The sequence below is a fragment of the Cohnella nanjingensis genome (assembly GCF_014212125.1).
GTDB classification, from domain to species: Bacteria; Bacillota; Bacilli; order Paenibacillales; family Paenibacillaceae; genus Cohnella; species Cohnella nanjingensis.
In genome coordinates this window covers 16,497-42,066 of the sequence record NZ_JACJVP010000029.1, presented here as the reverse complement: position 1 = coordinate 42,066, position 25,570 = coordinate 16,497, and the positions used below count along the sequence as shown (strand labels likewise).

General features: G+C 61.7%; 27 protein-coding genes. 7 read left to right on the top strand and 20 right to left on the bottom strand.

Annotated features, from left to right (window positions below; all coding sequences use genetic code 11):
- Window positions 1–44 precede the first annotated feature (44 nt).
- The 5 genes from H7C19_RS17960 to yyaC form a co-directional block, all read right to left on the bottom strand.
- Entirely contained in the window at window positions 45–1,688 is a 1,644-nt protein-coding gene (locus tag H7C19_RS17960) for a histidine kinase N-terminal 7TM domain-containing diguanylate cyclase (RefSeq protein WP_246469585.1), read from the bottom strand.
- Between the two features lie 133 nt (window positions 1,689–1,821).
- Entirely contained in the window at window positions 1,822–3,003 is a 1,182-nt protein-coding gene (locus tag H7C19_RS17955; RefSeq protein ID WP_246469584.1) for a class I SAM-dependent methyltransferase, read from the bottom strand.
- Window positions 3,000–3,662, bottom strand: a complete 663-nt coding sequence (locus tag H7C19_RS17950) for a DUF6483 family protein (RefSeq protein ID WP_185144049.1) — start codon at window positions 3,660–3,662, stop codon at window positions 3,000–3,002. The genes H7C19_RS17955 and H7C19_RS17950 overlap by 4 nt, the downstream gene beginning before the upstream one ends.
- On the bottom strand, window positions 3,655–4,470 hold the full coding sequence (locus tag H7C19_RS17945) for an alpha/beta fold hydrolase (protein WP_185144048.1): 816 nt from the start codon (window positions 4,468–4,470) through the stop codon (window positions 3,655–3,657). Before H7C19_RS17945 ends, H7C19_RS17950 begins: the two co-directional genes overlap by 8 nt.
- A gap of 118 nt (window positions 4,471–4,588) precedes the next feature.
- Window positions 4,589–5,125 carry a spore protease YyaC gene (gene yyaC, locus H7C19_RS17940; RefSeq protein WP_313731772.1) on the bottom strand — a complete coding sequence of 179 codons (537 nt, stop codon included), beginning with the start codon at window positions 5,123–5,125 and terminating at the stop codon, window positions 4,589–4,591.
- A 182-nt stretch (window positions 5,126–5,307) separates the two neighbouring features.
- Here yyaC and H7C19_RS17935 point away from each other — a divergent pair, with 182 nt between their 5' ends.
- A complete protein-coding gene (locus H7C19_RS17935) occupies window positions 5,308–5,529 on the top strand; it encodes a DUF1128 domain-containing protein (protein WP_185144047.1) in 222 nt (73 codons plus the stop codon).
- Between the two features lie 819 nt (window positions 5,530–6,348).
- On the opposite strand, the gene H7C19_RS17930 is transcribed toward H7C19_RS17935, so the two are convergent.
- The 3 genes from H7C19_RS17930 to H7C19_RS17920 all read right to left on the bottom strand — a co-directional run bounded on the left by H7C19_RS17930 (window position 6,349) and on the right by H7C19_RS17920 (window position 10,323).
- Entirely contained in the window at window positions 6,349–7,926 is a 1,578-nt protein-coding gene (locus H7C19_RS17930; protein ID WP_185144046.1) for a UDP-glucose--hexose-1-phosphate uridylyltransferase, read from the bottom strand.
- A gap of 227 nt (window positions 7,927–8,153) precedes the next feature.
- A complete protein-coding gene (gene galE, locus H7C19_RS17925; RefSeq protein ID WP_185144045.1) occupies window positions 8,154–9,140 on the bottom strand; it encodes a UDP-glucose 4-epimerase GalE in 987 nt (328 codons plus the stop codon).
- 1 nt (window position 9,141) lies between these two features.
- Window positions 9,142–10,323: a galactokinase gene (locus H7C19_RS17920; protein WP_185144044.1), complete on the bottom strand. Its 1,182-nt coding sequence runs from the start codon at window positions 10,321–10,323 to the stop codon at window positions 9,142–9,144.
- Between the two features lie 155 nt (window positions 10,324–10,478).
- Between H7C19_RS17920 and H7C19_RS17915 the strand changes: the two genes are divergently transcribed.
- Both H7C19_RS17915 and H7C19_RS17910 read left to right on the top strand, forming a co-directional pair.
- The gene (locus tag H7C19_RS17915) at window positions 10,479–11,336 is read left to right on the top strand and encodes an AraC family transcriptional regulator (protein WP_185144043.1); all 858 of its coding nucleotides are present in this window, start codon (window positions 10,479–10,481) and stop codon (window positions 11,334–11,336) included.
- Between the two features lie 331 nt (window positions 11,337–11,667).
- Window positions 11,668–12,588 (top strand): LysR family transcriptional regulator, encoded by a 921-nt coding sequence (locus H7C19_RS17910; RefSeq protein ID WP_246469583.1) that lies wholly within the window; start codon window positions 11,668–11,670, stop codon window positions 12,586–12,588.
- Between the two features lie 63 nt (window positions 12,589–12,651).
- Here the strand turns inward: H7C19_RS17910 and H7C19_RS17905 are convergent, their stop codons facing one another.
- Both H7C19_RS17905 and H7C19_RS17900 read right to left on the bottom strand, forming a co-directional pair.
- A complete protein-coding gene (locus H7C19_RS17905) occupies window positions 12,652–13,653 on the bottom strand; it encodes a glycosyltransferase family 2 protein (RefSeq protein ID WP_185144041.1) in 1,002 nt (333 codons plus the stop codon).
- Window positions 13,654–13,692: 39 nt separating this feature from the next.
- Window positions 13,693–15,486: a glycosyltransferase family 39 protein gene (locus tag H7C19_RS17900; RefSeq protein ID WP_185144040.1), complete on the bottom strand. Its 1,794-nt coding sequence runs from the start codon at window positions 15,484–15,486 to the stop codon at window positions 13,693–13,695.
- Window positions 15,487–15,628: 142 nt separating this feature from the next.
- Here H7C19_RS17900 and H7C19_RS17895 point away from each other — a divergent pair, with 142 nt between their 5' ends.
- Together H7C19_RS17895 and H7C19_RS17890 are read left to right on the top strand one after the other, a co-directional pair.
- On the top strand, window positions 15,629–15,940 hold the full coding sequence (locus tag H7C19_RS17895; protein ID WP_185144039.1) for a YtxH domain-containing protein: 312 nt from the start codon (window positions 15,629–15,631) through the stop codon (window positions 15,938–15,940).
- Between the two features lie 141 nt (window positions 15,941–16,081).
- Complete coding sequence (locus tag H7C19_RS17890) at window positions 16,082–16,321, top strand: hypothetical protein (RefSeq protein ID WP_185144038.1); 240 nt, start codon at window positions 16,082–16,084, stop codon at window positions 16,319–16,321.
- Window positions 16,322–16,385: 64 nt separating this feature from the next.
- Here the strand turns inward: H7C19_RS17890 and H7C19_RS17885 are convergent, their stop codons facing one another.
- The 9 genes from H7C19_RS17885 to H7C19_RS17845 all read right to left on the bottom strand — a co-directional run bounded on the left by H7C19_RS17885 (window position 16,386) and on the right by H7C19_RS17845 (window position 23,291).
- Window positions 16,386–18,320, bottom strand: coding sequence for an FtsX-like permease family protein (locus H7C19_RS17885; RefSeq protein ID WP_185144037.1), 1,935 nt, complete (start codon window positions 18,318–18,320; stop codon window positions 16,386–16,388).
- Window positions 18,292–19,077, bottom strand: coding sequence for an ABC transporter ATP-binding protein (locus tag H7C19_RS17880; protein ID WP_185144036.1), 786 nt, complete (start codon window positions 19,075–19,077; stop codon window positions 18,292–18,294). The genes H7C19_RS17885 and H7C19_RS17880 overlap by 29 nt, the downstream gene beginning before the upstream one ends.
- Before the next feature lie 133 nt (window positions 19,078–19,210).
- Window positions 19,211–20,269, bottom strand: coding sequence for a sensor histidine kinase (locus H7C19_RS17875; RefSeq protein WP_185144035.1), 1,059 nt, complete (start codon window positions 20,267–20,269; stop codon window positions 19,211–19,213).
- Window positions 20,266–20,994 (bottom strand): response regulator transcription factor, encoded by a 729-nt coding sequence (locus tag H7C19_RS17870; RefSeq protein ID WP_185144034.1) that lies wholly within the window; start codon window positions 20,992–20,994, stop codon window positions 20,266–20,268. The genes H7C19_RS17875 and H7C19_RS17870 overlap by 4 nt, the downstream gene beginning before the upstream one ends.
- 38 nt (window positions 20,995–21,032) lie before the next feature.
- Entirely contained in the window at window positions 21,033–21,221 is a 189-nt protein-coding gene (locus H7C19_RS17865) for a hypothetical protein (protein WP_185144033.1), read from the bottom strand.
- A gap of 55 nt (window positions 21,222–21,276) precedes the next feature.
- Window positions 21,277–21,627, bottom strand: a complete 351-nt coding sequence (locus H7C19_RS17860; protein ID WP_185144032.1) for a hypothetical protein — start codon at window positions 21,625–21,627, stop codon at window positions 21,277–21,279.
- Window positions 21,628–21,707: 80 nt separating this feature from the next.
- Window positions 21,708–22,487, bottom strand: a complete 780-nt coding sequence (locus tag H7C19_RS17855; protein WP_185144031.1) for a sigma-70 family RNA polymerase sigma factor — start codon at window positions 22,485–22,487, stop codon at window positions 21,708–21,710.
- Complete coding sequence (rsbW, locus tag H7C19_RS17850; RefSeq protein ID WP_185144030.1) at window positions 22,484–22,927, bottom strand: anti-sigma B factor RsbW; 444 nt, start codon at window positions 22,925–22,927, stop codon at window positions 22,484–22,486. Before rsbW ends, H7C19_RS17855 begins: the two co-directional genes overlap by 4 nt.
- A gap of 40 nt (window positions 22,928–22,967) precedes the next feature.
- Window positions 22,968–23,291 carry an STAS domain-containing protein gene (locus tag H7C19_RS17845; protein WP_185144029.1) on the bottom strand — a complete coding sequence of 108 codons (324 nt, stop codon included), beginning with the start codon at window positions 23,289–23,291 and terminating at the stop codon, window positions 22,968–22,970.
- 170 nt (window positions 23,292–23,461) lie between these two features.
- Between H7C19_RS17845 and H7C19_RS17840 the strand changes: the two genes are divergently transcribed.
- Both H7C19_RS17840 and H7C19_RS17835 read left to right on the top strand, forming a co-directional pair.
- Window positions 23,462–23,617 carry a hypothetical protein gene (locus H7C19_RS17840; protein WP_185144028.1) on the top strand — a complete coding sequence of 52 codons (156 nt, stop codon included), beginning with the start codon at window positions 23,462–23,464 and terminating at the stop codon, window positions 23,615–23,617.
- 105 nt (window positions 23,618–23,722) lie between these two features.
- The gene (locus H7C19_RS17835; RefSeq protein WP_185144197.1) at window positions 23,723–24,919 is read left to right on the top strand and encodes an NAD(P)/FAD-dependent oxidoreductase; all 1,197 of its coding nucleotides are present in this window, start codon (window positions 23,723–23,725) and stop codon (window positions 24,917–24,919) included.
- 84 nt (window positions 24,920–25,003) lie between these two features.
- On the opposite strand, the gene H7C19_RS17830 is transcribed toward H7C19_RS17835, so the two are convergent.
- Window positions 25,004–25,483 (bottom strand): hypothetical protein, encoded by a 480-nt coding sequence (locus tag H7C19_RS17830; RefSeq protein ID WP_221469317.1) that lies wholly within the window; start codon window positions 25,481–25,483, stop codon window positions 25,004–25,006.
- Between the last annotated feature and the right edge of the window lie 87 nt (window positions 25,484–25,570).

Below are 25,570 nucleotides of genomic sequence, written 5' to 3'. Positions count from 1 at the left end.
CCCCGTCCTCCTCTTCCTGTCGCTCGTTCGATATGTACTTTCGATTATGCGTAGACGATCCTGTTCCGTCCTTCGTTCTTCGCCACGTACAACGCGGCATCCGCCCGGGAGAACAGGTCGCGCAAATATTCCTTGGCGTTGTCGATGCGCAAGTAGTCGTCCTCTTCGGAGACGATCCCCATGCTGATCGTGATGCTGACCCGGTCTCCGCCCGCATGCACCACGTTGTCCGCCACCGCCCGCATGATGCGGTCGGCCAGCACCTCGGCCTGCTGTCTGCTCGTGTGCGGCAGATAGACGGTGAACTCCTCCCCGCCGTAGCGGGCGAAGATGTCGGTACGCCGCAGCTCGGAGCGAACCGCGTCGGTCGTGGCCCGGATCACCTCGTCGCCGATCACGTGGCCGTAGCGGTCGTTGATTTGCTTGAAGAAGTCGATATCGAACAGGAAGATCGAGAACGGGATACGGTGACGCGCGTTAAGCATGACCTCGTGCTCGAGCTGATGCATGAGAAACCTGCGATTGTAGCAGCCGGTCAGTCCGTCGGTGACCGCCATCTGCTCCAGCTTCTGGTTCACGCGGAACAGCTCTTCCTGGATGGCGATCAATTCGAGATTGCGCTCATGGAGTGCTTCGTTCTTCCGGTTCATCTCGTCGACCAGCTTGCGCAGCTCCGTCACGTCGTGGAACGTAATGACGCGACCGATCGCTTGCTTGAAGTGGTCGAGCACGGGCGAGATCTGGATGGAGACGTGCCTGCCGGCGCCCTCGCCGAGCGAGATCTCCGTCTGCATGCGCTCTCCGGGATGGTGACGGTACTGGAAAAGGAATTCGTTGACCTCCCCCTTCGTCTGCAGAGGGGCCAGGAACTTCTCCATCTCGAAGGCATCCCCTTTGGAGAGCCGGACGAACGGGGCGGCGCTGCGGTTCACTTCGAGCACCTTGGCGTTCTCGTCCACGACGACGATGCCCATCGCCAGGTGATGGAAGAGATCGCGCTGCGCCATGCTCAGAATATCGAACATGCCGTACCGGTAGATCGCCACCACGAAGCAAATGTCGGAGAGCAGAATCCCGAGCGACATGAGACCGGGAATGGTCGGCAGCCAATTCGCGAGCAGCACGTTGACCATCAGATCGATCGCCGCGAATACCGTCAGCACGAACATCCCGACGAGCGTCGTCGCGAGCTGCTTGCGCTCGTTCGCCGATCGGACGGTTCGGATCGCTTGGAACATGATGATAAGCGCAAAGGAAAAATAAGCGAACTGCAGTAAGGTCAGGAGCCAGAACAGCGCTCCGTATTCTCTTTGGTCGTATAGGCCCGCAACGGGCTTCAGAAAGGCGTGATCGGGATTCCAGACGACGGAAGCCATGCAGACGAGCGCGGGCGCCAGGTAGGCGCCAAGCCGCCATGACTTCAGCAGATGGGACCGCTGAGTGAGGAAGAGCACAAAGATGAGCCATCCGGGTCCTAGCAGCGACAGCGCTACAAAAGACAAATTGAGATAGAAGAGCTGATAGACGGGAAAGTCGGTGGTCCGAACCGCGAATTGCCCCAGCGGCCACAGCATCATCACGAAGTGAAACGCCAAATAGACTTTGTGCGTTTGCGTGATCCGATTGAGGGCAATGACGCTGGCGAACAACACGAAGAGACAGATAAAGAGAAGAAAGTCAGGCCGCAAGAATCCCAATCGGCTCACCTTTTCACGAATCAGCTGCCCCTAAACGCCCGGGACTTAATTGCTTTATTCTACCATACACTGGTTTTTTTCGACAACATGAACTTCTGGTTTGTTCCCGCTTTTTAACCTACTCTTAAGAATTTCGTTCCATAAACGGGGAAATGGACAGAAAATCGCGGAAAGCCTCGTATTCGCGAACGGCTTCGGGGGACGGCGCTTGTCCGGTTCGGACGGCTCGGATGAGCACGTTCTTGGGCGTATGCGCCATGTCGATGAATTCGAGCAGCTGCGTCCGGTAACCGGACAGCTCGAGCAACTGCGCGCGAACGGCATCGGTCACGAGCGAAGCGAAACGCTCCTTCAGGAGCCCGTGCTTCAAGAGCGGCTTCAGGACCGGCTGGTTCAGTTGTCCGAACAGCTCGTGCTGGCAGCAGGGCACCGACAGGATGACGGCAGTCCGCCAGCCGATCGCCTTGATAAGCGCCGCGTCCGTCGCCGTATCGCAGGCATGGAGCGTCACGACCATGTCCACGGCTTCGGAGCCGTTGTACTGCGAGATGTCGCCCACCGCGAACTTCAGCTTGTCCCATCCGAGTCTCTCGGCTAGGCGCGAACACGTCTCGATGACGTCCGCCTTCAGGTCGAGGCCGATGATGCGCACGTCCCGGCGTTCCTTGACCGCGAGCAGATGATAGAGCGCGAAGGTCAGATAGGACTTGCCGCAGCCGAAATCAACGATCGTGAGCTCGCGGTCCTTCGGCAGGTTCGGCACCACGTCCGCGACCGTCTCCAAGAACCGGTTGATCTGCCGGAACTTGTCGTACTTGGCTTTGACGACGCGGCCTTCCGCCGTCATGACGCCCAGCGCTTCGAGGAACGGGACCGGCTCGCCCTCCGGCAGCACGTACGCTTTGGTCCGGTTGTGCGCAGGCGGCGCGCCGTCCGCCGCCCCCTTCGCGCCGGCGGACGGCGCGCCGCGGAGCAAGGCGGGCTTGCCTTTCTTGTTGATCAGCACTTGAATATCGGCTTCCGGCGTCTTCAGCAGCGCCTGGCGATAATCGTCCGCGAGCAGCCGCGAGAGCTCGTCCGCCGCCGCGTCGGGCGACAGATTGTCGTGGAACGCTTTGTTCTCCAGCAAGCGCTCGAATTGATAATGGAGCCCGTTCTTCATCCGGACGGGACGTACCGTCACCTTGCGCGCCAAGTCCGCGTCTTTGCGCCGGGGCTGGCTCAGCGTCGCCTGCAGAAGCTTGCTCTCCGCCACCGATTGCCGCAATACCGTCTCCAAATCACCGTCCATCGATCTCAAACTCATGATGCCGTCTCTCCCGTCAGCGATTGCCATTGTCTTCGGCCGTCCTGCAACTCATCCCGCGTCAAGCCGCCGGAAGCGAGCGCTTCGTCCCCCAACCGGTCCAAGCGATCGTAGAATTCTCGCCCGTCCTCGGGGGTGACGGCCCCGTCTTCCGACAGATCGTACAGCAGATCCTCGGCTTCCGCGTACCGGCCTTCGTATTCTTGCCATACCCAGATCGCGCGTCTCGTCTCCGCCGAGCAGGACTCGTCCGCCAACGCTGTGAGCAGCATGTTCTTGCGGATCTCCAGCCCCAGCCCTTCGATCGGTCCGTTCACCCGCAGCACGTACAGCATGAGCCGCAGCGCTTTCTCGTAGCGGGGGACGCTCTCCGCATCGCGGCCGAGCTCGCGCAGCAGGTCGCCCTCCTCTTGCAGGAAAGTGGCGATGATCGCCACCGTCTCGGCGTTCGGCACGCCGCCGGTCGAGAACATCGCGAGCAGGTCTTTGTCCGACAGGCCCAGCGCCAGTCGGGCCCGCAATCTCAGCTCGCGGCTCAGAAACTCGTCGATGTGCACGATCGCCTCCTCGTGCTTCTTCTGCTCCTTCAGCCCCATCAGTCGGCCGAAGGCGACGGACATCTGGCTGATGAGCCGCATCAGATAGTCGCGGTCATGCATCGGCGCGATTCTCTTCGGCCGCCTGCAGATAAGCGAGCACGGCTTCCGCGAAAGCTTCCGGCGCCTCCAACATCCCCATGTGGCCGGAGCCGCTCAGCAGCGTGCCCGTCACGTTCGGGCGATCGACCGGGAACCGTTTCTCCGGCGCGATGACGCCGTCCGACTCGCCGGCCAGCAGCAGCACCGGCAGCGCCGTCTTTTCGAGCACGACCTTGCGGTCCGGCCGGTCCTTCATGCCGAGCGCGCCGCCGATGGCCCCGAGGGGCGACGTCTCGTAACCGATCCGCTTCGCGCGCTCCACTTTCTCCGGCATCGTGTTCAGGTGCGCGGGAGCGAAGAGCTTCGGAATCAAGTCCGCGACATGTCCTTCGACCCCCTCCTCGGCGACCCGCCGCGCGACTTTCTCGCGGTTCTCCTTGCCGGTCTCATTGTCCGGATAGGACGTGGAGTGCAGCAGGCCGAAGCCGAGCAGCCGCTCCGGGTACCGTTCGGCCAGCGCCAGTGCGGCATAGCCCCCCATCGAATGACCGAGGACGTAGGCTTGCCGCAGACCGAGCGCGTCCATCAGCTGGACGGCGTCTTCGGCCTGCTGCTCCATCGCGTACGCGCCTTCCGTGGCCGACGTTCCTCCGTGTCCCCGCGCGTCGGGAGCGACGAGCCGGGCATGCGGAACCAGCAGCGGCCAGACTTCCTCCCAATAGGCGCTGCTCCCGCAATAGCCGTGCAGCAGCAGGACGGGCGTTCCTTGTCCTTCCTCCGTATAAGCGACGTTCAGTCCGTTGGCTAGCGTAACGTGTTTGGCGGTCATCGCTGGCGCACATCCTTCCGGTTCATTTTCTTTATTGTACAAAATTGTTGCCGGCCGATCCAATTCCGGAGCATCGCCGGTATACGTATCGCCCTCTACGAGGACGGGACAGTCGTGGTTACTTGTTGTCTAGGATCGGATGGGGCGAACCCAAATAAAGCGAGGCGGCGTCCGCGATCTGGCGGGCCATGCCCATCACGCGGTAGAGCGAGGTCGTCTGCAGCGTCCAGTACGGCTTTGGGCCGACGGCGTTCACGATCGCCGCGACGCTGTAATGGCCGATGCCGGGAAACGAACGGCCGACCGAGCGCGCTGGCACGAGCGGCCCCGCCGACAGCAGGAAGCGGCCGACGTTCTCCGGCCGGCCGAGGCAAGCGTCGACGGCGACGACCGTCGCCTCCGGGGACAGGGCGGCTACCGCTTCGGCGAGCCTGTCGGCGTCACAGGGCTCGCGCAGCGTGCCGACGACGCGGGGAAAGCCGCGCTCCTCGAGCAGCGTGCCGACCCAGGGGCCGAGGCTGTCGCCGGTGGAACGGTCGGTGCCGATGCAGACGAAGGTCAAATCCGCCAATGCGTGACGCGCCGCGAGATCCGCGAAGAACGGCGCGAGCGCGGATGCGTCCTCGGCGGCGGTACGACTGGAAAGAGGTGTCACGGCGCGAATACAGCTCCTTCTCCTACAGGATCGTTACAAGCGTACCATGCCCGCGCCCCCAAGCGCCACCTCGCCGCGGGCGATTCGGCCTCTTTCTCCCTGTACCCGGATCCGCGCTTAGCCGAACCCCCGCGCCTATGGTACAATGGGGGCAAGATACATACCGAAAGGAAGCGGAACGAATGGATTTATCCAAGCCTTCTCAAGAGAACGTCGAGTATATGATCGAGGCCATCAAGACGAAGCTTCGCATGGCTTCGGGCGCGGCGATGCAGGCTTCGCATTTCAGCTCGGAGAAGTACGAGGACATCAAGGATATCTACGACATGGTCGCGTCCAAGGAGCGCTTCAGCATCAGCGAGGTCGAGGCGCTCGTGTCGGAGCTCGGCAAGCTGCGGGGTTGAGAGGCTAGTCGGTTGAGGGCTGGCGGCTGGGCTAGACCGCCGAGAGTTGGTGGCTGTGGGCTGGCGGCTGAGGGGCTGGCGGCTGGGCTAGACAGCCGAGAGTTGGTGGCTGAGGGGCTGGCGGCTGGGCTAGACAGCCGAGAGTTGGTGGCTGAGGGGCTGGCGGCTGAGAGGCTACTCGACGTACAAGCACGAAAAAGGACCGGCAGACGCGCGTTGCGCGGCTGCTCGGTCCTTTTTTTGGGCGCTCGGGGCACCGCCAAGTTCGCGAATGGGAGCAAAGAAGCGGATCCGAGTCGGTGCGTCCGAGTAAGGCGGTTTTTCCGCTTTATCCCCGCGTAACTCCCGCCCAGAACGCCGAATAAAGCGGTTTTTCCGCTTTATTTCACTCCACACCCCGGTTAAGACGCTGAATAGAGCGGTTTTTCCGCTCTATTTCGCTTCGCACCCGGTTAAGACGCCGAATAAAGCGGTTTTTCCGCTTTATTCCGCCTCACTATCGGCCAAGCGTTCGAGATAAGCGGTTTTTCCGCTTATCTCCTTTTCATTCCCTCGCCCTAAACCCGCGTTAGTCGTTTTTTTCGACTATCGCCGCTCCTCACCCGGGCCATCCGCCTGCGTTAGTCGATTTTTTCGACTATCGCCGCTCAACACCCGAGCCAGGCGCCTGCGTTAGTCGATTTTTTCGACTAACTCCTCCTGCTAGCCGCCTTGCTGTCTTGCCACCCTAGAGAACGTCTGCCTGCCGCCGCCCGCCTGCTAGCCTTCCTAAGCCGCCCTATCGAACGTCAGCCTCAGCCACACTATCGAACGTCAGCCTCAGCCGCCGAAGCCGACTTCGGCGAGGAAGCGTCCGAACGCCGCCTGGCCGGCCGCGTCGCCTTTGTACACGCCCGCGTCGCGCAGCACCGCGTGGAACTTGTCGCCCACGGCGGCGCGCAAGGCCGCCTGCGCATCCGGCTCCGGCATCGACGTGCCGTGCGCCGCGACGAGCGCCGCGATCCAATCGGCATGCTTCGCTAGCGGATGGCTCGGCTCGGCCAGCGCGCCGGCTTCGTAGACTTCGCGGCCCGTCAGGATAGCTGCGACTTGCGCCATCTCCTCCTGCAGCCGCCCCGGCAGCACCGCGAGCCCCATCACCTCGATCAGGCCGATGTTCTCCTTCTTGATGTGATGCAGCTCTTGATGAGGATGGAAGATCCCGTCCGGGTGCTCCTCGCTCGTGCGGTTGTTCCGCAGCACCAGATCCAGCTCATACTCGCCGTCGTCCTGCAGCCGCGCGATCGGGGTGATCGTGTTGTGCGGCACGCCGCCGGTGAACGCGCGAACCTCCGCCGACTCGTCGCTGTATCCGCGCCAAGCGGTCAGCACCTGTTCGGCGACGCGCAGCAGCGCGGCGCGGTCCGTCGCGCGAAGGCGCATGACGGACATCGGCCACTTCACGATGCCGGCCCGCACGCTGGGCTCCGACGCATGCGCCGTCCAAGCCTCGACCGACGCCTTCTCCATCGGGAAGACGTGCCGCCCGCCCTGGAAATGGTCGTGGTTCAGGATGGAGCCGCCCACGATCGGCAGATCGGCGTTCGACCCGATGAAGTAATGCGGGAACTGCTCCACAAAGTCCAGCAGGCGCGCGAACGTCGCCGGAGAGATGCGCATCGGGACGTGCTCGCCGCAGAAGATGATGCTGTGCTCGTTGTAGTACACGTACGGGGAGTACTGGAAGAACCAGCGCTGGCCCTGCAGCTTCAACGGGAGGATCCGCAGGTTCTGCCGCGCCGGATGGTCCGGCCGTCCGGCGTAGCCTACGTTCTCCTTGCACAGGAGGCACTTCGGATACTTGGCCTGAGGGAGCGTCTTCAGCTTCGCGATCTCCCGCGGGTCCTTCTCCGGCTTGGACAGGTTCACCGTGATCTCCAGCTCGCCATCCTCCGTCGGATGCAGCCAGTATCCGTTCTTGCGGATGCGGTCCATCCGGATGTAGTTCGAGTCGACGTTCAAGCCGTAGAACCAATCCGTCGCCGCGCCCGCGCCCCGCTCTTGCGCCAGCCCCGCGAACCGCGCTGTCGTCTCCGACGGGCGCGGCAGGAGCAGACCCATGATCCGCGCGTCGAACAAGTCGCGGGACGTGACCGTATCGTCCGGCGTCAAGCCGAGACGCACGGCTGCGTCCAGCAGCGGCTCCAGGATCGGCGTCGCGCTCTCCTGCGTCTCGGCCGGAATCTCCCCTTCGGCCGGCTCCGTCAGTCCGTAGAGATCGAGCAGCGCGTTGATCGCGGCGTCCGTATCCAGCGCCTCAAGCATTCCTCGCTGCCGGGCGAATTGCACCAGCCGCCCGATGAGCAGGCCGATTTCCTCTCCTTCCTCGGAAGAAGGGGTATAACGCGTTTCGATCATCTCTGGATGCCTCCCGTGTTCTTTCACATTGCCATTCGAACGCAACTTGGTGCCCTTATGTTCCTTCAAACAGCCATTCGAATGTACTTGGTGCCCGTGTCCTCGCAATAGCCGTTCGAACGCCGATTGGTGCCCACCTGTTCCTTCACATTCCCGTTCTAACGCTGCTTGGCGCTCCCATGTTCCTTCTCCTAACAGCTATTCGAACGCACCTGATGCCTCCCGCGTTACTTCTCGTAGCCGTTCGGATGCGCCTGATGCCATGCCCAAGCGCTCGCGACGATCGTCTTCAGATCGGCGTAGCGCGGAGTCCAACCCAGCTCGCGCCGGGCGCGGTCGGACGAAGCGACCAGCACGGCCGGATCGCCCGCCCGGCGCGCTTCGATCTTCGCCGGGATCGGATGCCCGGTCACTTCGCGCGAGATCTCGATGACTTGCTTGACCGAGAAGCCCGTGCCGTTGCCCAGATTGTATATCGCGCTGTCCCCGCCGCCGCGCAGCCGTTCGAGCGCCAGCATGTGCGCGGACGCCAGGTCGCCGACATGGATGTAATCGCGGATGCAGGTGCCGTCCTCCGTCGGGTAGTCTTCGCCGAAGACGGAGATGAACGCGCGCTGGCCGAGCGCGACCTGAAGCACCAGCGGAACGAGATGCGATTCCGGCTGATGGTCTTCGCCGATCCGGCCGCTCTCGTGCGCGCCCGCCGCGTTGAAGTAGCGCAGAGAGACCGACTTGATGCCGTGGGCGACGTCGAACCAACGGATCATTTTCTCCATCGCCAGCTTGGTCTCGCCGTAGGCGTTCGTCGGCAGCGTGCGGTCGTATTCGTCGATCGGCACCTTCTCCGGCTCGCCGTACGTCGCCGCCGTCGAGGAGAAGACGATGCGTCCCACGCCCGCCTTCTTCATCGCTTCGAGCAGGCACAGCGTGCCGTAGACGTTGTTGTGGTAGTACTTGCCGGGGTTCTGCATGCTCTCGCCGACCAGGGAATTCGCCGCGAAGTGGATGACGCCGTCGATCTCGTTCTCCGCGAACACCCGGTCCAGGAACGCTTCGTCGCGCAGATCGCCCTCATACAGCTTGCCGCCCAGCACCGCCTCGCGGTGCCCTTGGTACAGGTTGTCGATAACGACGACCTGCTCGCCCTTTTCCAACAGCGCCGCTACGGTGTGAGAGCCGATATACCCGGCCCCGCCCGTTACCAATACCGCCATGTTACGCCTCCTCCTTTATCTCGCGCACGCCGTCGCCGATATCGCAGACATAGAAGTCCGGATGCAGCCCGGTGGCCGCCTCATAGCGGCTGCCTACCTGCGCGATGAACTTCTCTACCGAATCCTGGTGAACGAGAGAGATCGTGCAGCCGCCGAAGCCGGCGCCCGTCATGCGGGAGCCGAGCACGCCCGGCACTTCGCGCGCCGCGCTCACCATCGCATCCAGCTCGTCGCCCGTCACCTCGTATAGATCGCGCAGCGAATCGTGCGACGCGTTCATGAGCGCGCCGAACGCGGCGAGGTCGTTCGCCCGCAGCACTTCGATGGAACGACCGACGCGGTCGATCTCCTCCACCACGTGTCGGGCGCGGCGGCGAACCGTCTCGTCGGCGATCAAGCCTTCGTTCGCTTCGAAGTCCGCGAGCGACAGCTGGCCGAGCAGCGTCAGCTCGGGGAAGGCCGCGCGCAGGTCCCGCACCGCCTGCTCGCATTGGGCGCGGCGCTCGTTGTACTTCGAATCGACCAGGCCGCGGCGCTTGTTCGTATTGCCGATGACGAGCTTGTAGTCGCCGGATTGAAACGGCACCAGCTCGTAGCGGAGCGTGTCGCAGTCGAGATGAATCGCATGGTCCTTCTTGCCGTTCGCCACCGCGAATTGGTCCATGATGCCGCACTTGACGCCGACGAACTCGTTCTCGGCATGCTGGGACCAGACCGCGATCTCCACGGTGTCGGTCCGTTTGCCTTCCAGCGTCAGCAGGGCGAATGCCGTCACGACTTCGATGGATGCCGAAGAGGACAAGCCCGCCCCGTTCGGAATCTCGCCGTGGTAGAGCAGGTCGTAGCCGGTCGACAGCGGGAGGCCGCGATGGTTCAGCTCCCAGACGACGCCCTTCGGATAGTTCGTCCAGTCGTCCTCTTCCCGGAAAACGAGTTCGTCGGCGGACACCGTCCGCGTCAGCGGAAAGTTCGTGGAGGCGAGCCCGAGCGACCGGTCGCCGCGCGGGCGGGCGAGCAGCGTCGTGCCAAAGGTCAGCGCGGCGGGGAACACGGCGCCCCCGTTGTAGTCGGTATGCTCGCCGATCAGATTGACGCGCCCTGGCGCGTGGAATACGCGGATATCGGATTCGGATCCGCCGAACCGGTCGATGAATGCTTGCTTGAGCTGCGGAATATGAGGCATGAAGGCAGTTCCTCCTATGAGGTCGGATTTGCTATTAGTATAACGAATTCGAGCCTTCGCGGGAAATGGCTTGAAGTGCGTATCCTATGGAGATTTGTGACTTCATGGTTTAAAATGCGAATAGATCCCGTTTAGCGAAAGCAGGAGGAATCCCGATGCCGAGAGTGCCCACCTACCGCGTAGCTTCCAGCCCCGCGGCCATGGAGTCCCGCGGACTGAACGTGCTGTTCGCCGGCGAGAGCCAGACCCGCCCGCACCACCGGGTCGGTCCCAAGGTCGTCGACTACTATCTGCTGCACCACGTCCTCTCCGGCCGGGGCCGCTTCCGCGCGGGCGACGCCGAACGCGAGCTGCGCGCGGGGCATACGTTCCTGATCCATCCGCAGCAGCTGTTCAGCTACGCGAGCGACGGCGAAGACCCGTGGCGCTACCGTTGGGTCGCCTTCTCCGGCGAGCCGGCCGCCGCCCTGCTGGCCGAAGCCGGCCTCGGCGGCGACCGCGCGGTCGCCGATACCGGCGCGAGCCGCTTGCCCGCCGACAGCTGCCGCAGCATCTACGAGGCGTTCCGCTCGCGCCGGGGCGCCGCCGCGCTGGAAGCGGCCGGGCACCTGCACTTGCTGCTGGCCGGCCTCCGGGAAGCGTCGGCCGAAGAGGCTCCCGCGACTCCGCGGCCGCATTCGCACGACGAGGAGCTCGTGCGGCAGGTCATTGCCCATCTGTCCACCCAATACGCGGAGCCGGTCACGATCGAAGCGATGGCGGAGACGCTCGGCTATAACCGCGCTTATCTGTCCCGGCTGTTCAAGCGGCAGGCGGGGCTCACGCCGATCGCTTTCCTGACCCGGCTGCGCATCGATCACGGGCGCCGGCTGCTGCGCGAACGGCCCGAGCTCACCGTCGAGCAGATCGCGTCCTCGGTCGGCTTTCACGACGCGCTCTACTTCTCGAAGCAATTCCGAAAGGCTTACGGCCAGACGCCGACCGACTACCGCGTTTCCGTCCTGCAAGGATGATGGCGTTTCCATCGATAATACCGATGGCATCTATGAAAAGCGCTCGATAACGCTCCGAACCTCTCCGGTGATAAGATGTCTTCACAGATTGCCGGAGGGGGCGAAAAAAATGTTGATTCACGACTACGCGGCTTATAAAATATGGGAAAGCGAGACGAAGGAACGTGATCTTCAATGGAAGCTTGCACGGCGCTTGGACAGAGGGATGGGCGTATACGCAGGCAAACGCTCCCGCCCGATGCTAAGCGCACTCGCGATCTCCATGTTCCAACGGCCTTGACAACACACGTCGGGCGGTGATGGTTTGGATTTTATTTATATCAGATCTTTCATGGAAGTCGCCCGCTGCCAGAGCTTCACCAAGGCGGCGGAGAACCTCGGCTACGTCCAGTCCAGCGTAACGGCGCATATCCAGAAGCTGGAGAGCGAATACGGCGTCACCCTGTTCGAACGCTTCGGCCGCACGATGCGGCTGACCTCGGCCGGGGAGAACCTGCTCGACACCTTCGAGCAGATCCTCGAACTTTACGACAATTCGAAGCATTTGATCTCCCGTCAGGCCCGCAGCCATCTCGACATCGGCACGATCGAGTCGCTGGTCTCGTTCTTTCTCCCGCCGGTGTTCCACCGGTTCCGCCTCACCTTCCCGAATATCAACCTGCAAGTGAGCCCGTCCCACGATCACCAAGTGATTCAACAGGTCAAATCCGGTGCGATGGATATAGGCGTCATCCTGGACCGGATCGTCTGCGATGACGATATTCAAGCGATTACGCTGCGCCAGGAAGAGCTCGTCGTCGTCGCCTGCCCTGGACATCCGCTGCAGGGAAGGAAGCAGCTGAGCTTGAACGCGCTGCATGGCGAGTCCTATATCGCAACCGAGCAATCCTGCACCTATCGGGGCGCATTCGAGCGGCTCTTGGGCAATCAAGGCGTCGACTATACGATCCACCACGAATTCGGCAGCCTGGAAGCGATCAAGCAATGCGTCAGCTACGGCCTCGGCATCGGCTTGCTGCCGCGCATCGCCGTCGCCCGCGAGCTGCTCGAAGGCAGACTCGTGGAGCTGGATATCTCGCATCCGGAGATTGCCTTCTATACGCAAATCGTGCTGCACAAGAAAAAATGGCTCGATCCCGCCATTCGGCACATGATCGAGCTGCTCTACGAAGCGGCAGGAACGCAAGTAAAAACGGCTTCGCCGTCCTCTTTAGAGGGCGATACGTTGTTATCGGAGATCATTCAGAAATGAATAGGCGAAAACAGAGGCTGGCCCTATAAGGGTCAGCCTCTGTATCGTTCCGCGCCCGATGCGCTAATGGCGGATGCCTTGTTCGCCGAGCTCGGACAGCTCCGGACCGCGCGCCGCGCGCCCGGGCTCCCCGAAGTTCAGCTTGTCCGCGACCAAGTACAGCGGACGCCGCTTCGACTCCTCGTAGATACGGCCGATGTATTCGCCCAGCACCCCGAGCAGCGACAGCGTGATGCCGTGGAAAAACAAGCTGATGACGATGAGCGAAGTCCAGCCCGCCGTCGTCGTGTCCGTGAAGATCCGCTGGCAGATGACGACGATCAGGTAGATGAAGCCCGCCGCCGACATCAGGAAGCCGAGGATGCCCGCGATCTTCAGCGGCTTCGTCGAGAACGACGTGATCGCGTCCAGCGAGAGACGCACCATCTTGCGCAGCGGGTACTTCGTCTCTCCCGCGAACCGTTCGTCCCGCACGTACTCGGCGGACGTCTGGCGGAACCCCGCCCACGCCACCATGCCGCGGATGAACCGGCTCCGCTCCCGCATGCTGCTGAGCGCGTCGCACACCTTCCGGTCCATCAGCCGGAAGTCGCCGGTGTCCACCGGGATGCTGACGGACGTCATCGACGCCAGCAGACGGTAGAACGCCTTTGCGGTCAGCTTCTTGAACCAGGTCTCGCCGCGGCGGGCGATCCGCTTGCCATATACGACGTCATAGCCTTCCCGCCACTTGGCAAGCATCTCCGGGATCAGCTCCGGAGGATCCTGCAGGTCGGCGTCGATCAAGACGACGGCCCGGCCGCTCGTATGGTCCATGCCTGCCGTGACCGCGATCTGATGGCCGAAGTTGCGGGCAAAGTCGATCATCTTGACCCGTTCGTCCTTCGCGCCGAGCGCGCGCACGAGGTCCGCCGTGCGATCCCGGCTGCCGTCGTTCACGAATACGAGCTCGTACGTCTCGCCCAGCTTGGCCAGCACATCGGTCAAACGCCGATATGTCGTCTCGATGACTTCTTCTTCGTTATACATCGGCACGACGACCGACAGTACTACCGGTCCGCCCATTCGGCTTCCCCCTTTATCATGCGTAACGCCGTTCATCGCTTAGAATCCCCAGCTCGGCAGCCAGCGGATGCCCAGGTTCATCCATTCCCGGCTGATCGTCATGCCGGTCAGCACCGGATAGAACCAGACAAAGAGCGCCGCCGCGACCAGGATCGTCGCCGCCGTGATGCGCTTCCCGTAACGCGACCGTTCCTCGATCCACCGGAGCATCCAGACGATCGACAGGATGAGCAGCGGCACCATCGGGAAGTAGTGGTACAGGAACGTGATGCTTCGCGGCGCGATCATCCACGGCACGTAGAAGGACAAGTACATGACGGTGATGGTCAGCACGATCCGGTCCCGATTGCGCACGCCGAGCCACCAGGAGAGCAGCATCGCGATCAGACCGCCCCACCAAACGAGCGGATTGCCGATCGCCGCGATGCTCTGCGCGTCTCCCTTCGGCAGGTCCTTCCCGCCGTAGTACCAGACGGGCCGGAGCATCTCGGGCCACGTATACCACTTGGAAGCGTACGGATGCTTCTCCTTGACGCCCTTGTGGTAGTGGTACATGTTCTTCTGGTATTGCACCAGATCCTTGATCCCGTCGTCGGCTTTGGTCGCCTTCTCGTACGGAATGTACGACGCGGTATAGATCCCGGTCGGCACGGCGACGAACAGGATCAGGCACGAGAGCAGGGTGATGATCGTCTTCTTGGCGTAGCCTCGCTCTCCGCCCAGCCTGGACTCCCGCCTCCGACGCAGCAGCGCGAAGAGGAACAGGATCGCGAGCCCCGCGCCGCCGTACAGGTAGTTCCATTTGACGGCGGCCGCGCAGCCGAAGAAGATGCCCGACAGCGCCAGATAGCGGAAGCTTCGTCCGAAGCCGCCGTTCCGCCATGCGGTCTCGCCATAGCGGTACATCGTGTAGTACATCAAGATCGTGAACGTCACGCCGAAGATATCGACGTTCGCCATCCGCGAATGCACGAGGTGAAAGCCTTCGAGCGTAAGCAGGAGCGTCGCGATGAACGCGTATCTCGTCCGCCTGAACATGCCTTTGGCCGCCGCGTAGAATACCGGAACCATTAGCGTGCCGCACACGGCCGCCATGAAGCGCCAGCCGTAAGGCGTCATATCGAACAGCCGGATCCCGAAGGTGAGCAGCCACTTGCCGAGCGGCGGATGCGTGTTCTCGTAGGGCTCGATCTGATGAATGAATTCGTAAGCCGTGCGGCCGTGGTAGATCTCGTCGAAATACATGCTATTGCGGTAATCCGGCCGGTAAGGGGTGACGTCCTGCTCGTCGAACACCTGCGCGCCGCCGCCTTCCGATTCCGAGCCGGGACGGCCGACCGGCGTAATTCCCGCGACGGGGATCGGAGCAGACTCGCCTTGAGCGAAGAATCCGGCCTCATAGAGCCGGAAGCCCGTGCGCTCCGTCGTGAACCGCATGTAGCGGGCTTCTACGGTCTTGTCCGCCGAGATCCACGTGAACACCCGGTTCGTCTTATGCTCGACATCCTGATACGGCTCCCAGGTGACGCCGTCCACGGACGATTCGATCTTGCTCTTGCCGGTCGCGCCCGGTCCCTCGTAGAGGTTGACGCGGTCTACCTTCCGCACGGCGCCGAAGTCCGCGACGAAACCTTCGCCGGACGCGTCGGGCTTCCAGAACGTCTGCGGTCCGGATCGGTTGCCCAAATCGGTGAACGATGTCAGCGCCGAGAATATCATCAATGCCAATACCAAGATCCAATCGAGCCGCCTCCAGCGGCGGCTTGTCCGTTCGTCGGCGGACACGCCGCCCCAGCCGAACGGCGACGGCCTTCCGTCGTCTCTCCAGTCCATGAACGCCCTCGCCTTCCTCCCTGTCTTTCCCTATTGTAGACCAAAGTCCACGCTGCGGAAAGTCCCGCCATGATTCAGCCCCGGACGGGTCGGGTAATGAAAACCAAGCAAGACAGACACAGGATATAAAGGAGGAATTCATATGGCAGGACTGATTAAAGGCGCGCTGATCGGCGGGGTCGTCGGGGCGGCTGCGGCGCTGCTGCTGGCTCCGAAGTCGGGACGCGAACTGCGTCAGGATCTGAAGACGACGTACAACAAGTCGATGGACCGCACGAAGCAGTGGGTGTCCGATGCCGGCGTCAAGACGCAGGAAGTGGCCCAAAAAGTCGGTCGGCAGGCGACCGATCTGATCGGCCAGACGAAGTCCGCCGTCCAGACGGCCAAAGACGGCATCCAATCCGCGAAGGATGGCATGCACGATGCGATGTCGGACGCGCAGAAGCCGAACTGATCGCCTCTCTTCCCAGGCCTTCCCCGATCGCGCTCGGGGATTGGCCTTGTTCGGGCTTCCGCCGGCGAACCAGATCCGGGGAGGATCCCCGGGGCTCGCGAGGCGCGATTCGATTCGCAACGAGAGAGGAGCGTGAACGGGATGGGCGATTCCTCGCTTTCCCGCAACGGCGAGCCGGTTCCCGGCAAAGATTACGAGCCCGACGCAGACCGCACACCTTCGGGACCGATGCCGACGCGGCCGGTCGAAGAGGCGCGCAACGGCTCGATGGTCCAGGACTTGGACGATCTGAAGCGCCTCGGCGCCGATATGGAACGGGTCAAGACCGGTCAAGAGTTGAAGGAAGAAGGTCTTGTGCCCGATCCGGCGCAGGACGAATAAGCATCCCCATGCGCAAGAACCTCCATCCCGGGTCGACGGGAATGGAGGTTCTTGTATGTGCGCGCTATACGCGGATGCCCGAGTCCCGGGCTACCGTTCGGGCGTAGGAGCGGCGGGCGATCAGGAAGTACGCGGTCTGCAGCGCCAGATAGATGCCCATGACCATCGATGCGGAAGACAGAATCCTAGCGGGATCCAAGACGTTCCCGAGCGCGATCATCGCGAACGCGGCGTGCAGCGCGCCGACCGCGCAAGGGATGAAGAACAGGATGGCGATCTGAGCGGTCAGGATCCGGCCGAGCTCCTTCGGGGAGATGCCGATGCGCATCAACGAGCGGAACTGCGTCTGTTCCTCCCGAAGCTCGGTGAACAGCTTGAAGAAGAGCAAGCTGCCGGAAGCCAGGAAGAACAACGCGCTGACGAACATCGCGATGAAGAGCGCGAGCGAAGAGAACTGCCGAGTCAGCTTGTACTCGTCCAGCCGGGAAGCGAATTTCAGATCGGGCAAGGAAGCCCGGACCCGTTCGATCGCCTGCTCGGCCTTCTGCCAATGGCGAATCTCGAACCCGTAGGCGTAGACCCGGCTGCCCCCGGCCGCCTCTTTGTACTGAGCTGCGAACTGCGCGTCATTCAGCACGACCAGATATGTTGCCGGACCGATCGCCTGAACGATCCCTCCGTTGCGCTGGCCGTCCATCGACAGCGGCAGCACGCGTTCGCCTGTCCGGAACGCCGCTTCCGCTCCCGCGGTCGCCAACGCGGGTGCGGCGTCCCGGTAGGGATAGACGAACCAAGCGTGGCCAGGCTCGACCTTCACCGGCCGCAGGCCTTGGATATGCCCGGCCAGCGCATTGTAGGCGGATTCGGAGACGAGCATGGCGGTATCATCGAGTTCCCTGACCCCGGGCAGCTTCAGCGAACCTGCGATCCCCGTCACGTCGGCTTTGAACGCCAGGCTGAAGCCTTCCGCCCGAACGGCTTCCTCGATCCGGTTCAGATCCGCTGCCTTGGCGGGCTTGCCCCGCTGCTGGAACGACAAGGTCTGCGGGTTGTGGCCGACCACGTTGTCTTCGGTCGCGTTCATGAACACGGTCAGCGTGCCGGCGGACGTCACGACGACGGCGCACATGATGGAAGCCAGGAACAGAACCCGCGCGTTGTCCTTGATCCGGTAAGCCAGTTGGGACAGCACGACCAGGTTCGTTCCGCGATGGCTGATCCCCCGGTTGCGCTGGAGACGCTTCAGCAGCGCTACGCTGAGCTGCGTGAACAAGAAATACGTCCCTACCGTGACCAGCCCGATGATGGGCAGGATGCGGAAGATCAGATTGCCCGCCGACATCGTGTAGGCCATCGCGTAGCCTCCGCCTAGACAGACCGCGGACAACGCCGCGAGCCAAGGCGAAGCGGCCGGCGCCCGCTTCGGCTTTCGCGAGGCCAGCAGGAGCTCCGCGACCTCCATTCGTCCGACGCGCCTGAGCGAGAACGCGGCGATGACCAAGAACAGCAGCAGATAGCCCGCGGCCGTCAGGGCGATCGCCCGCCAAGGCCAGTAGAAGGGGATCGGATTCGCTACGTCCATCAGCCTGGACAACACCATGAAGAACAGCTTGCTGAACAGCAGTCCGATCGCCAGACCGCATAGGATGGCCGCCGCGCCGAGCAGGAGGTTCTCGTAGACGATCAGCTTGCGCAGCTGCCGGCGGGTGAATCCGAACAGGCAGAGCATGCCGAACTCCTTCTGCCGCGTCTTCAGGAACGAGGAGCTCGCGTATTGAATGAAAAAGAAAGAGAAGACGATGATGATGTATTCGCAGCCGATCAAGGCGAGCCTCGTACCGGCCCCTCCGGCTACGTCTCCCTGCAGGATGAGCGGATGGAAGATGAACGCCGCGTAGACGAAGAAGACCGTCACCGCGAACACGCTGCTCAGGAAGAAGGAGCCGTATGCGTGTCGGTTGCCCCAGATGTTACGGGAGGCGAGTTGGCGAAACGTCATTGAACTCCCCTCCCAACACGCTCAACGCATCCAGTATTTGTTGGAAAAACGCTTGCCGGTTCGACCCTCTCCGGATCTCCGAGAACAGCTTGCCGTCGCGGATGAAGACGATCCTCCGGCAATAGCTGGCCGCGAACGGATCGTGGGTGACCATGACGATCGTCGCGTGCAGCCGTTCGTTCAAGCCCGTCAAGGACGTCATCACGTCGCGCGACGCCTTGGAGTCGAGGTTGCCCGTCAGCTCGTCCGCCAGCAGCAGGGACGGCCGGTGCACGATCGCCCTGGCGATGGCCGTGCGCTGCTTCTGGCCGCCGGACACTTCATAGGTCCGTTTGTCCAGAATCGATTCGATGCCGAGGAGCGCAGCGCTCTCTTGGACCCTCCTGTCGATCTCGTCCACGGGCAGCTTGTCCATGGCGAGGGGGAGAATGATATTCTCCCGGATCGAGAGCGTGTCGAGCAAGTTGAAATCCTGAAAGACGTAGCCGAGCTCCCGCCGGCGGAACAACGCAAGCTCCGCGTCCTTCAGCGTTTGGGGGCGAACGCCGTTGATCTCCAACTGCCCCGACGACGGTTTGTCGATCGTAGACAGCAAGTTGAGCAGCGTCGTCTTGCCGCTCCCCGACGGCCCCATGATGCCGAGGAATTCGCCTTGCTCGACGCTGAGCCGGATCTCGTCCAACGCCGTATACATAACCCCGCTCTGCGAGCCGTAGATTTTGGATAGGCCTTCCGCCTTCAAGATCACCTTCGTCATGATGCAACCTCCCATGAATGCCGTTCGATAATCTTAGTCTAGCAAGGCGATCTCGAAGAACCTATGGATTTGGCTTACGAATGGCCCCGCGTATCTTACAAGTTCGTCACGTTTCTTCCGCGCGTTCGGACGGTCATCGGCGGAAAAAGATCCGTACGGTCGTTCCCGCGCCCGCTTGGGATTCGATGGCGAGTCGATGGCCGAGCAGCGCGCAGGTCTCTTGGACCAAGTAGAGCCCCATCCCCGTCGACTCCCCGCCCATTCGGCCGTTCCGGCCCGTGAAGAAGGGCTCGGCGACCCGCGGCAAGTCCTCTTCGGCGATACCGACCCCCTCGTCGGCGACGCAAAGCTCGCACCCGCCCTGGACCGCCGCGACGGCGACGAGGAGCCGCTTCGCCCCCGGCTTGGCTCGGGAATACTTGATGGCGTTCGAGATCAGCTGTCCGATCATGAAGGCGAGCCACTTGGCGTCCGTGGTCGCCAGGAGATCCTCCCCTTCCAGCTGGGGATAGACGGACGCGCGGAGCATCGCATGCTTGTGCCTGTTCACGACAGCCCGCGCCGTCTCCCGCAGAGAGACCGATTCGAGCCGTAGATCCCGGTCGAATTGGTCCAGCCTGGCCTGGTACAGCACCGTCTCCAGTCCTTCCTCGATCCTTCCGTTCTCCTCCCGGATGCTGCGCAGCGTCTCGCGCGCTTCCTCCAAGGACGGCAACCCACCCGATTGCTGCGTCAACAGGTCGATCACCGATACCGGCGTCTTCATCTGGTGCACCCACTGCTGCGTGAACAGATGCCGCCGCTCCGCGCGTTGCCGCGCCTCCGCCATTCCGGACACATGGGCGTGATATTGGGCGAAGAGGAGCTCACGGTAGACGAGCTGATCGGAGAAGTCCGGCTCGGGCAGGGAGAGCACCTTCTCCGGACCTGCGGGCGGCGTCTGCCGAAGCTCGCGAACGCGCCGTTCGAACGCGAGGCGGCGGAAGTGATCGATCGCGAGCGCGACGGTCAGGAAGACGACGGTCAGGAGCAGCATGTAACCCGCGATTCGCCAATCGATCGGCTGCCCGGCATCCGCGAGCCGAAGCGCCAGCACCGCGACGAGCGTTACGGCCAGCGCCGCATACGCCAGCATATAGACGAGCCGATCCCGCAGCAATGCCCGCCAGATCCGCCAAGCCGTTCCTCTCATGGACGGGACGCCTCCGATCGCTCCGCGTCCCTATCCGCGTTCAGCCGGTAGCCTTGGCTCCGGACCGTCTCGATGGCGTTCAGGATGCCAAGTTGCTCCAGCTTCTTGCGAAGCCGGGTCATATTGACCGACAGCGTGTTGTCGTCCACGAAGTTCACGTCGTCCCACAGCTTGGAGAGCAGATCCTCGCGGGAGACGATCTCGCCGGCGCGCGAACCGAGCGCGTCGATCAGGATGCATTCGTTGCGGGTCAAGTCCGTCTGCAGGTCCTTCCAGACCAGCCGGTTGCGCGTGCGATCGAGCAGCAGGCCGCCGATGTCGAGCATCTCCCGCGTCTGCGGCGCGACCGCGTATTCGCCATAAGCGCGCCGCAAGCTGCTCTTCACCTTCGCGAGCATCACTTCCAAGTTGAAGGGCTTGGCGATATAGTCGTCGCCCCCGTATTCGATCGCCATCACCTGGTCCATCTCATGCGTCCGCGCGGAGACGAAGAGGATCGGCACGCTGGAGACCGTACGAATCTGCCTGCACCAGTAGTAACCGTCATAGTACGGCAAGTTGATATCCAGTAGAACGAGATCGGGCTTGCGCTCGAGGAATTCCCGCTTCAGATCGTCCATCCGGCGCGCGATATAGGGGTCGTATCCGTATTTCATCAAGTATTTGTTCAGCTCGGCTGCGATCTTCTCGTCGTCCTCCACGATGAATATGAAATAACGCCTCATAGCAGTGTTTCCTCCGCGTTCGAAATTAGGCCTATGAGTTATTGTAAAGAACCTCGGCTTTCTTCGCTACTTTTGCCCGCAAGGCAACCCGGCTTGACCGTCTGCCAGGCAAGAGGGCGAACGCTTGGATCGGAGGTCATGCGGAAAGGATTAGGCATGAACCTTTCAAACTCAAAAAGAACGGTGCAGATGTTGCTCTGCACCGTTCCTTTATGATCTTTTTTCATCTTTGGCGATCAGAGAGAGAACGGCCTCGTCGCGACGCCATGAGAACGCTTAACTTTAGCCTACCGTTTCTTGCGCGCCGTACACGATCGCTTCCTGGTCGAGCAGGTTCCGCAGTCCCGACGGCGTAAGTCCCATGTCCAGCAGTTGAACGACCGGAATGGAAGGCATATCGGCCTTCACGAACTCGCCGCCCGACAGATGATAACCATACTCTCTAGCTATCGTGTACGATTGGCACAACTGATCGGCTGCATGGACGGCTTTCTCTTCGGAGTCGTAGTCGGCCAACCGGTTGCCGTTGCCTAGCGGGTTTTTGCGGGATTGGATGCTGAGTTGGTGAGCATCGTTGTGTTCGCGAACCAGGATGTCGCACTCGAAGCACGCGAGACGATACTTGACAGTCATCGTTTCCACCGCCTTTGGTGAAGAGAATGGTGTAGCTTACCGATATGTACCCGGTTCGCCGCCCCCCTAAACATCGGGGGCTAATTCTCTTCATCTTCCTCCGGCTCGGCCAGCCATCCCTTCAGCTTGTCGATGGCCCTGCGCTGGATGCGCGAGATGCTCATCTGGGAGACGCACAGCCGCTCGGCGGCGTTCCGCTGCGAGAGACCCTCCTCGTACAGAAGGACGAGCACCTGCCGTTCCTCGGGCTTCAGCTTCATCATCGCCTCCTGCAGATCGATCCGCCGGTCGACGCCCGCGAAGTCGTCCGCCGGCGATCCGATCAGCTCGCCGAGCGTCGCCGTATTCTCTTCTTGAGAGACAGGCGTATCCAGCGAGACGTAGTGATGGAGCTCGCGGCCCGCCAGCACCTCGAGCGTATCCTCCACGCTCATCTCCAGAAATTCCGCGATCTCCTCCACGCTGGGCGACCGTTCGAGCCGGACGGTCATCTCGTCGATCGCTTGCTGGACGACCAGTCCTTTTTCCTTGATCCGGCGAGGCACTTGAATGTACCACGACTTGTCGCGCAGATAGTTCTTCATCTGACCGACGATGCTTTTCATCGCGTAAGGCTCGAAGGGCATGCCGAGGTCCGGGTCGAATTGCTTCAGCAGCCGGAACAGCGTCATCCGCCCCACCTGGAACAGGTCCTCCTGCAAGCTCAGATGGCTGCGGGACATCTTGTGCGCAGCCATCCGGACGAGCGGCTCATAATGCCGAATCAGATCTTCGGCCAATTCATTGCACAGCGTACGCTGGTATTCTAACAGCTTCAGAAACGCATCGTCGGGCAGACGCGCGTTCGGTTGCACGCTCATACCGTTTCTTGAGCCATCCGCCGCTTGGTCAAGATCACGCTGGTGCCTTGATTGCTGCGGATTTCGACTTGGTCCATCAATGCTTGCATGAGATAAAGTCCCAACCCGCCCGACTGGATCTCCTCGATGGACTTTCCATGCAGATTGGAAGAAGTCCGGTCCGTCGCCTGTTCGAAGCTCACGCCCGAATCGCTGACCGAGATCTGGAGCGCGTCGTCCCCGATCACGGTGAAGACGACTTCCACGTGTCCGGGCTCCGATTGGTCATAGGCATGCAGGACCGCATTGTTGCAGGCTTCCGAGACGGCCACCTTCATATCCTCGATCTCTTCAAAGGAAAACTTCATTCTCGCGGCGATGCCGTATAACGTTAAGCGGACTATATCTACATACTCGGCTTTGGCCGGTACCGACAGCGTTACGTTCGCGTCATTTTTCATCGTTGTTTCGTCCTCGTTCCCTTCGTTATATAAGTACGCATTAGGCGTTGGAAGCGTCAAGAAACGGCGTAATGCCGGTCATGTCGAACAGCTTCTGAATGGTGGGCGGCACGTCCTCCACCCCGAACGGCGCGTTGCGGGCATGACGGGCCTTCACGATGCTGATCAGGATCCCGATGCCGGTGCTGTCGATATACTTAAGCTCGCGCAAGTTCAAGATCAGTCTGCGATCGGGCAATTCCATGAGCGGCTCCATGACGGACCGCATCTGGGAAGCGACCTCCAGGTCCAATTCCCCTGCAATATGAACGACGGTCAGACCATCCAGGTTCTCCGTGTGAAAAGACAATTTATCGGTATGCATACGAAACCCCTCTCCAATAATAGATAAGCGGATATGGATGTTTACCCTGCGTTTGGCGCTTTGAAACAAATGCAAACGGCTTGACGCCTTTTGTTTCGCCGGCTCCGCGAGCCGGGTAATCGGTCATAGCGGAGCCCCATCCATTTTATAACATAAAGGGAGTGGACGTCATGAACAACAATGTGGATATCGAAAGACGCGAAGTGGAGCATAAATCCGATTCGAGCGTCGTTTGGTCCTCGTTCATCAAATACGCGGCTTACCTGGTCATCTTCTTCGGGCTGATGTACCTCATCATTTATTACTTGCTGCCCATGTTGAAGTAAAGCCTGAGAAAAGGGCGCATACTTGAAGCACGATGAACGGATGGAGGCGTGAATTTGAAATCGCTGCATTTCGGATCGTTACTTTGGCCTGCGAACAGTCCGGCCATGCCGAGTTACCCGCCTCTGAACGGACGAGTCGACTGCCAAGTCGCCATCGTCGGGGGCGGCATGACCGGCGCTATTATCGGCTACGCTTTGGTTCGCAGCGGCATCTCAACCGTACTGATCGAACAGGACCGCATCGCCTCGGGCAGCACCTCCGCCAACACGGGGCTGCTGCAATTCTCCAACGACATAACGTTGAAGGACCTCGCGGCCCAGATCGGGGAGCAGGATGCATCGATGTTCTACCGGGCCTGCAAGAACGCCGTCGAAAAGCTTTGTCAAATCGCGGAGAACCTGCCGGCGGACGTGAACTTTAGACGCCGCAACAGCTTGTACTACGCCACCTCGGCCGACGACGTGCCCGATCTGCGGCGCGAATACGAGATGTTGCGCCGGCACGGCTTCGACTCCGAATGGTGGGACGCGGACCGGATCGCCGACGCTTTCCCGTTCCGTCGCGAGTCGGCGATCGTCACGCGCGGAGACGGCGAGGTCGATCCGTTCCGATTCGTGTCCGAGCTGGCCAGAGATGCGGCGCAGCATGGTCTGCGCGTTCACGAGCATACCGCTTTGAAGTCCGTCGAGGGACGGAAGGGCGATCTGATCTGCCGAACGGAACGCGGAGAGGTCCACGCGGAGCGCGTCGTATACGCCGTCGGCTATTCGCCGGAGACGGCGGGCGGCAATCGCGTCAAGGCGCTGCTCAACCGGACCTACGTCATCGTGACCAAGCCGTTGCCGTCTCTAGCGGAATGGCATCAGCGCTGGCTATTGTGGGAGACGGCGCGGCCCTATTTCTATCTGCGCACGACCGCGGACGGGCGGATCGTGGCGGGCGGCCGCGACGAGCCTATCCGGGAGCCCTTGACCAACCAGAAGGAGCTTAGTGTCTATAGCGCCAAACTCATGGACGATTTGCGGGAGCTGTTCCCGCATTACGAGCTGGAATTGGCCTACGAGTGGTGCGCTACCTTTGGGGAATCCGCGGATCAGCTTCCCTGGCTGGGAGAAGATCCGGACAGGCCCGGCCACTACTACGCGCTGGGATACGGGGGCAACGGGACCGTCTACAGCTGGATAGCGGCCCAGCTTCTCGTCGACGAGCTGCTAGGCATCGTCAATCCGATCGCGGCGATCGTCAGCCCCGCGCGAAGCGAGCCGGCCAAAGTCGCGGAGCCTACGGGTTCGAACGCTTAGATTAGGACGGTCGGCGCTTGGCCGCGCGATCGACTTTGCGTCCAGGTGATGCCAGGTGAGCCATAGAGGCTGTCCCGGACGGTTTTAGACCGGTGGGACAACTTCCTCAGGCGTGTTCGCCCTAGCGAGGCTAAAGCGATGTATCCCGTACATCACATCGCGCGTGTTCACCGCTTTGCGTTCAAAGAGGCGTACCAAGTACGTCACTTCGCGCGTTTTCGCCGCTTTGCGGTCAAAGAGACGTACCCAGTACGTCACTTCGCGCGTTTTCGCCGCTTTGCGGTCAAAGTGACGTACCCAGTACGTCACTTCGCGCGTTTTCGCCGCTTTGCGGTCAAAGAGACGTACCCAGTACGTCACTTCGCGCGTGTTCACCGCTTTGCGGTCAAAGAGGCGTACCCAGTACGTCACTTCGCGCGTGTTCGCCGCTTTGCGGTCAAAGAGACGTACGTAGTACGTCACTTCGCGCGTGTTCACCGCTTTGAGGTCAAAGAGGCGTATGCAGCACGTCACTTCGCGCGTGTTCGCCGCTTTGCGGCCAAAGAGACGTATGCAGTACGTCACATCACGTGTCTTTGACACTTGGCAGCATCGGAATGCGTAAAGTGTGTATCCAGTACATCTCTTTGACGCCGGCGGTGCGCGGGCTCC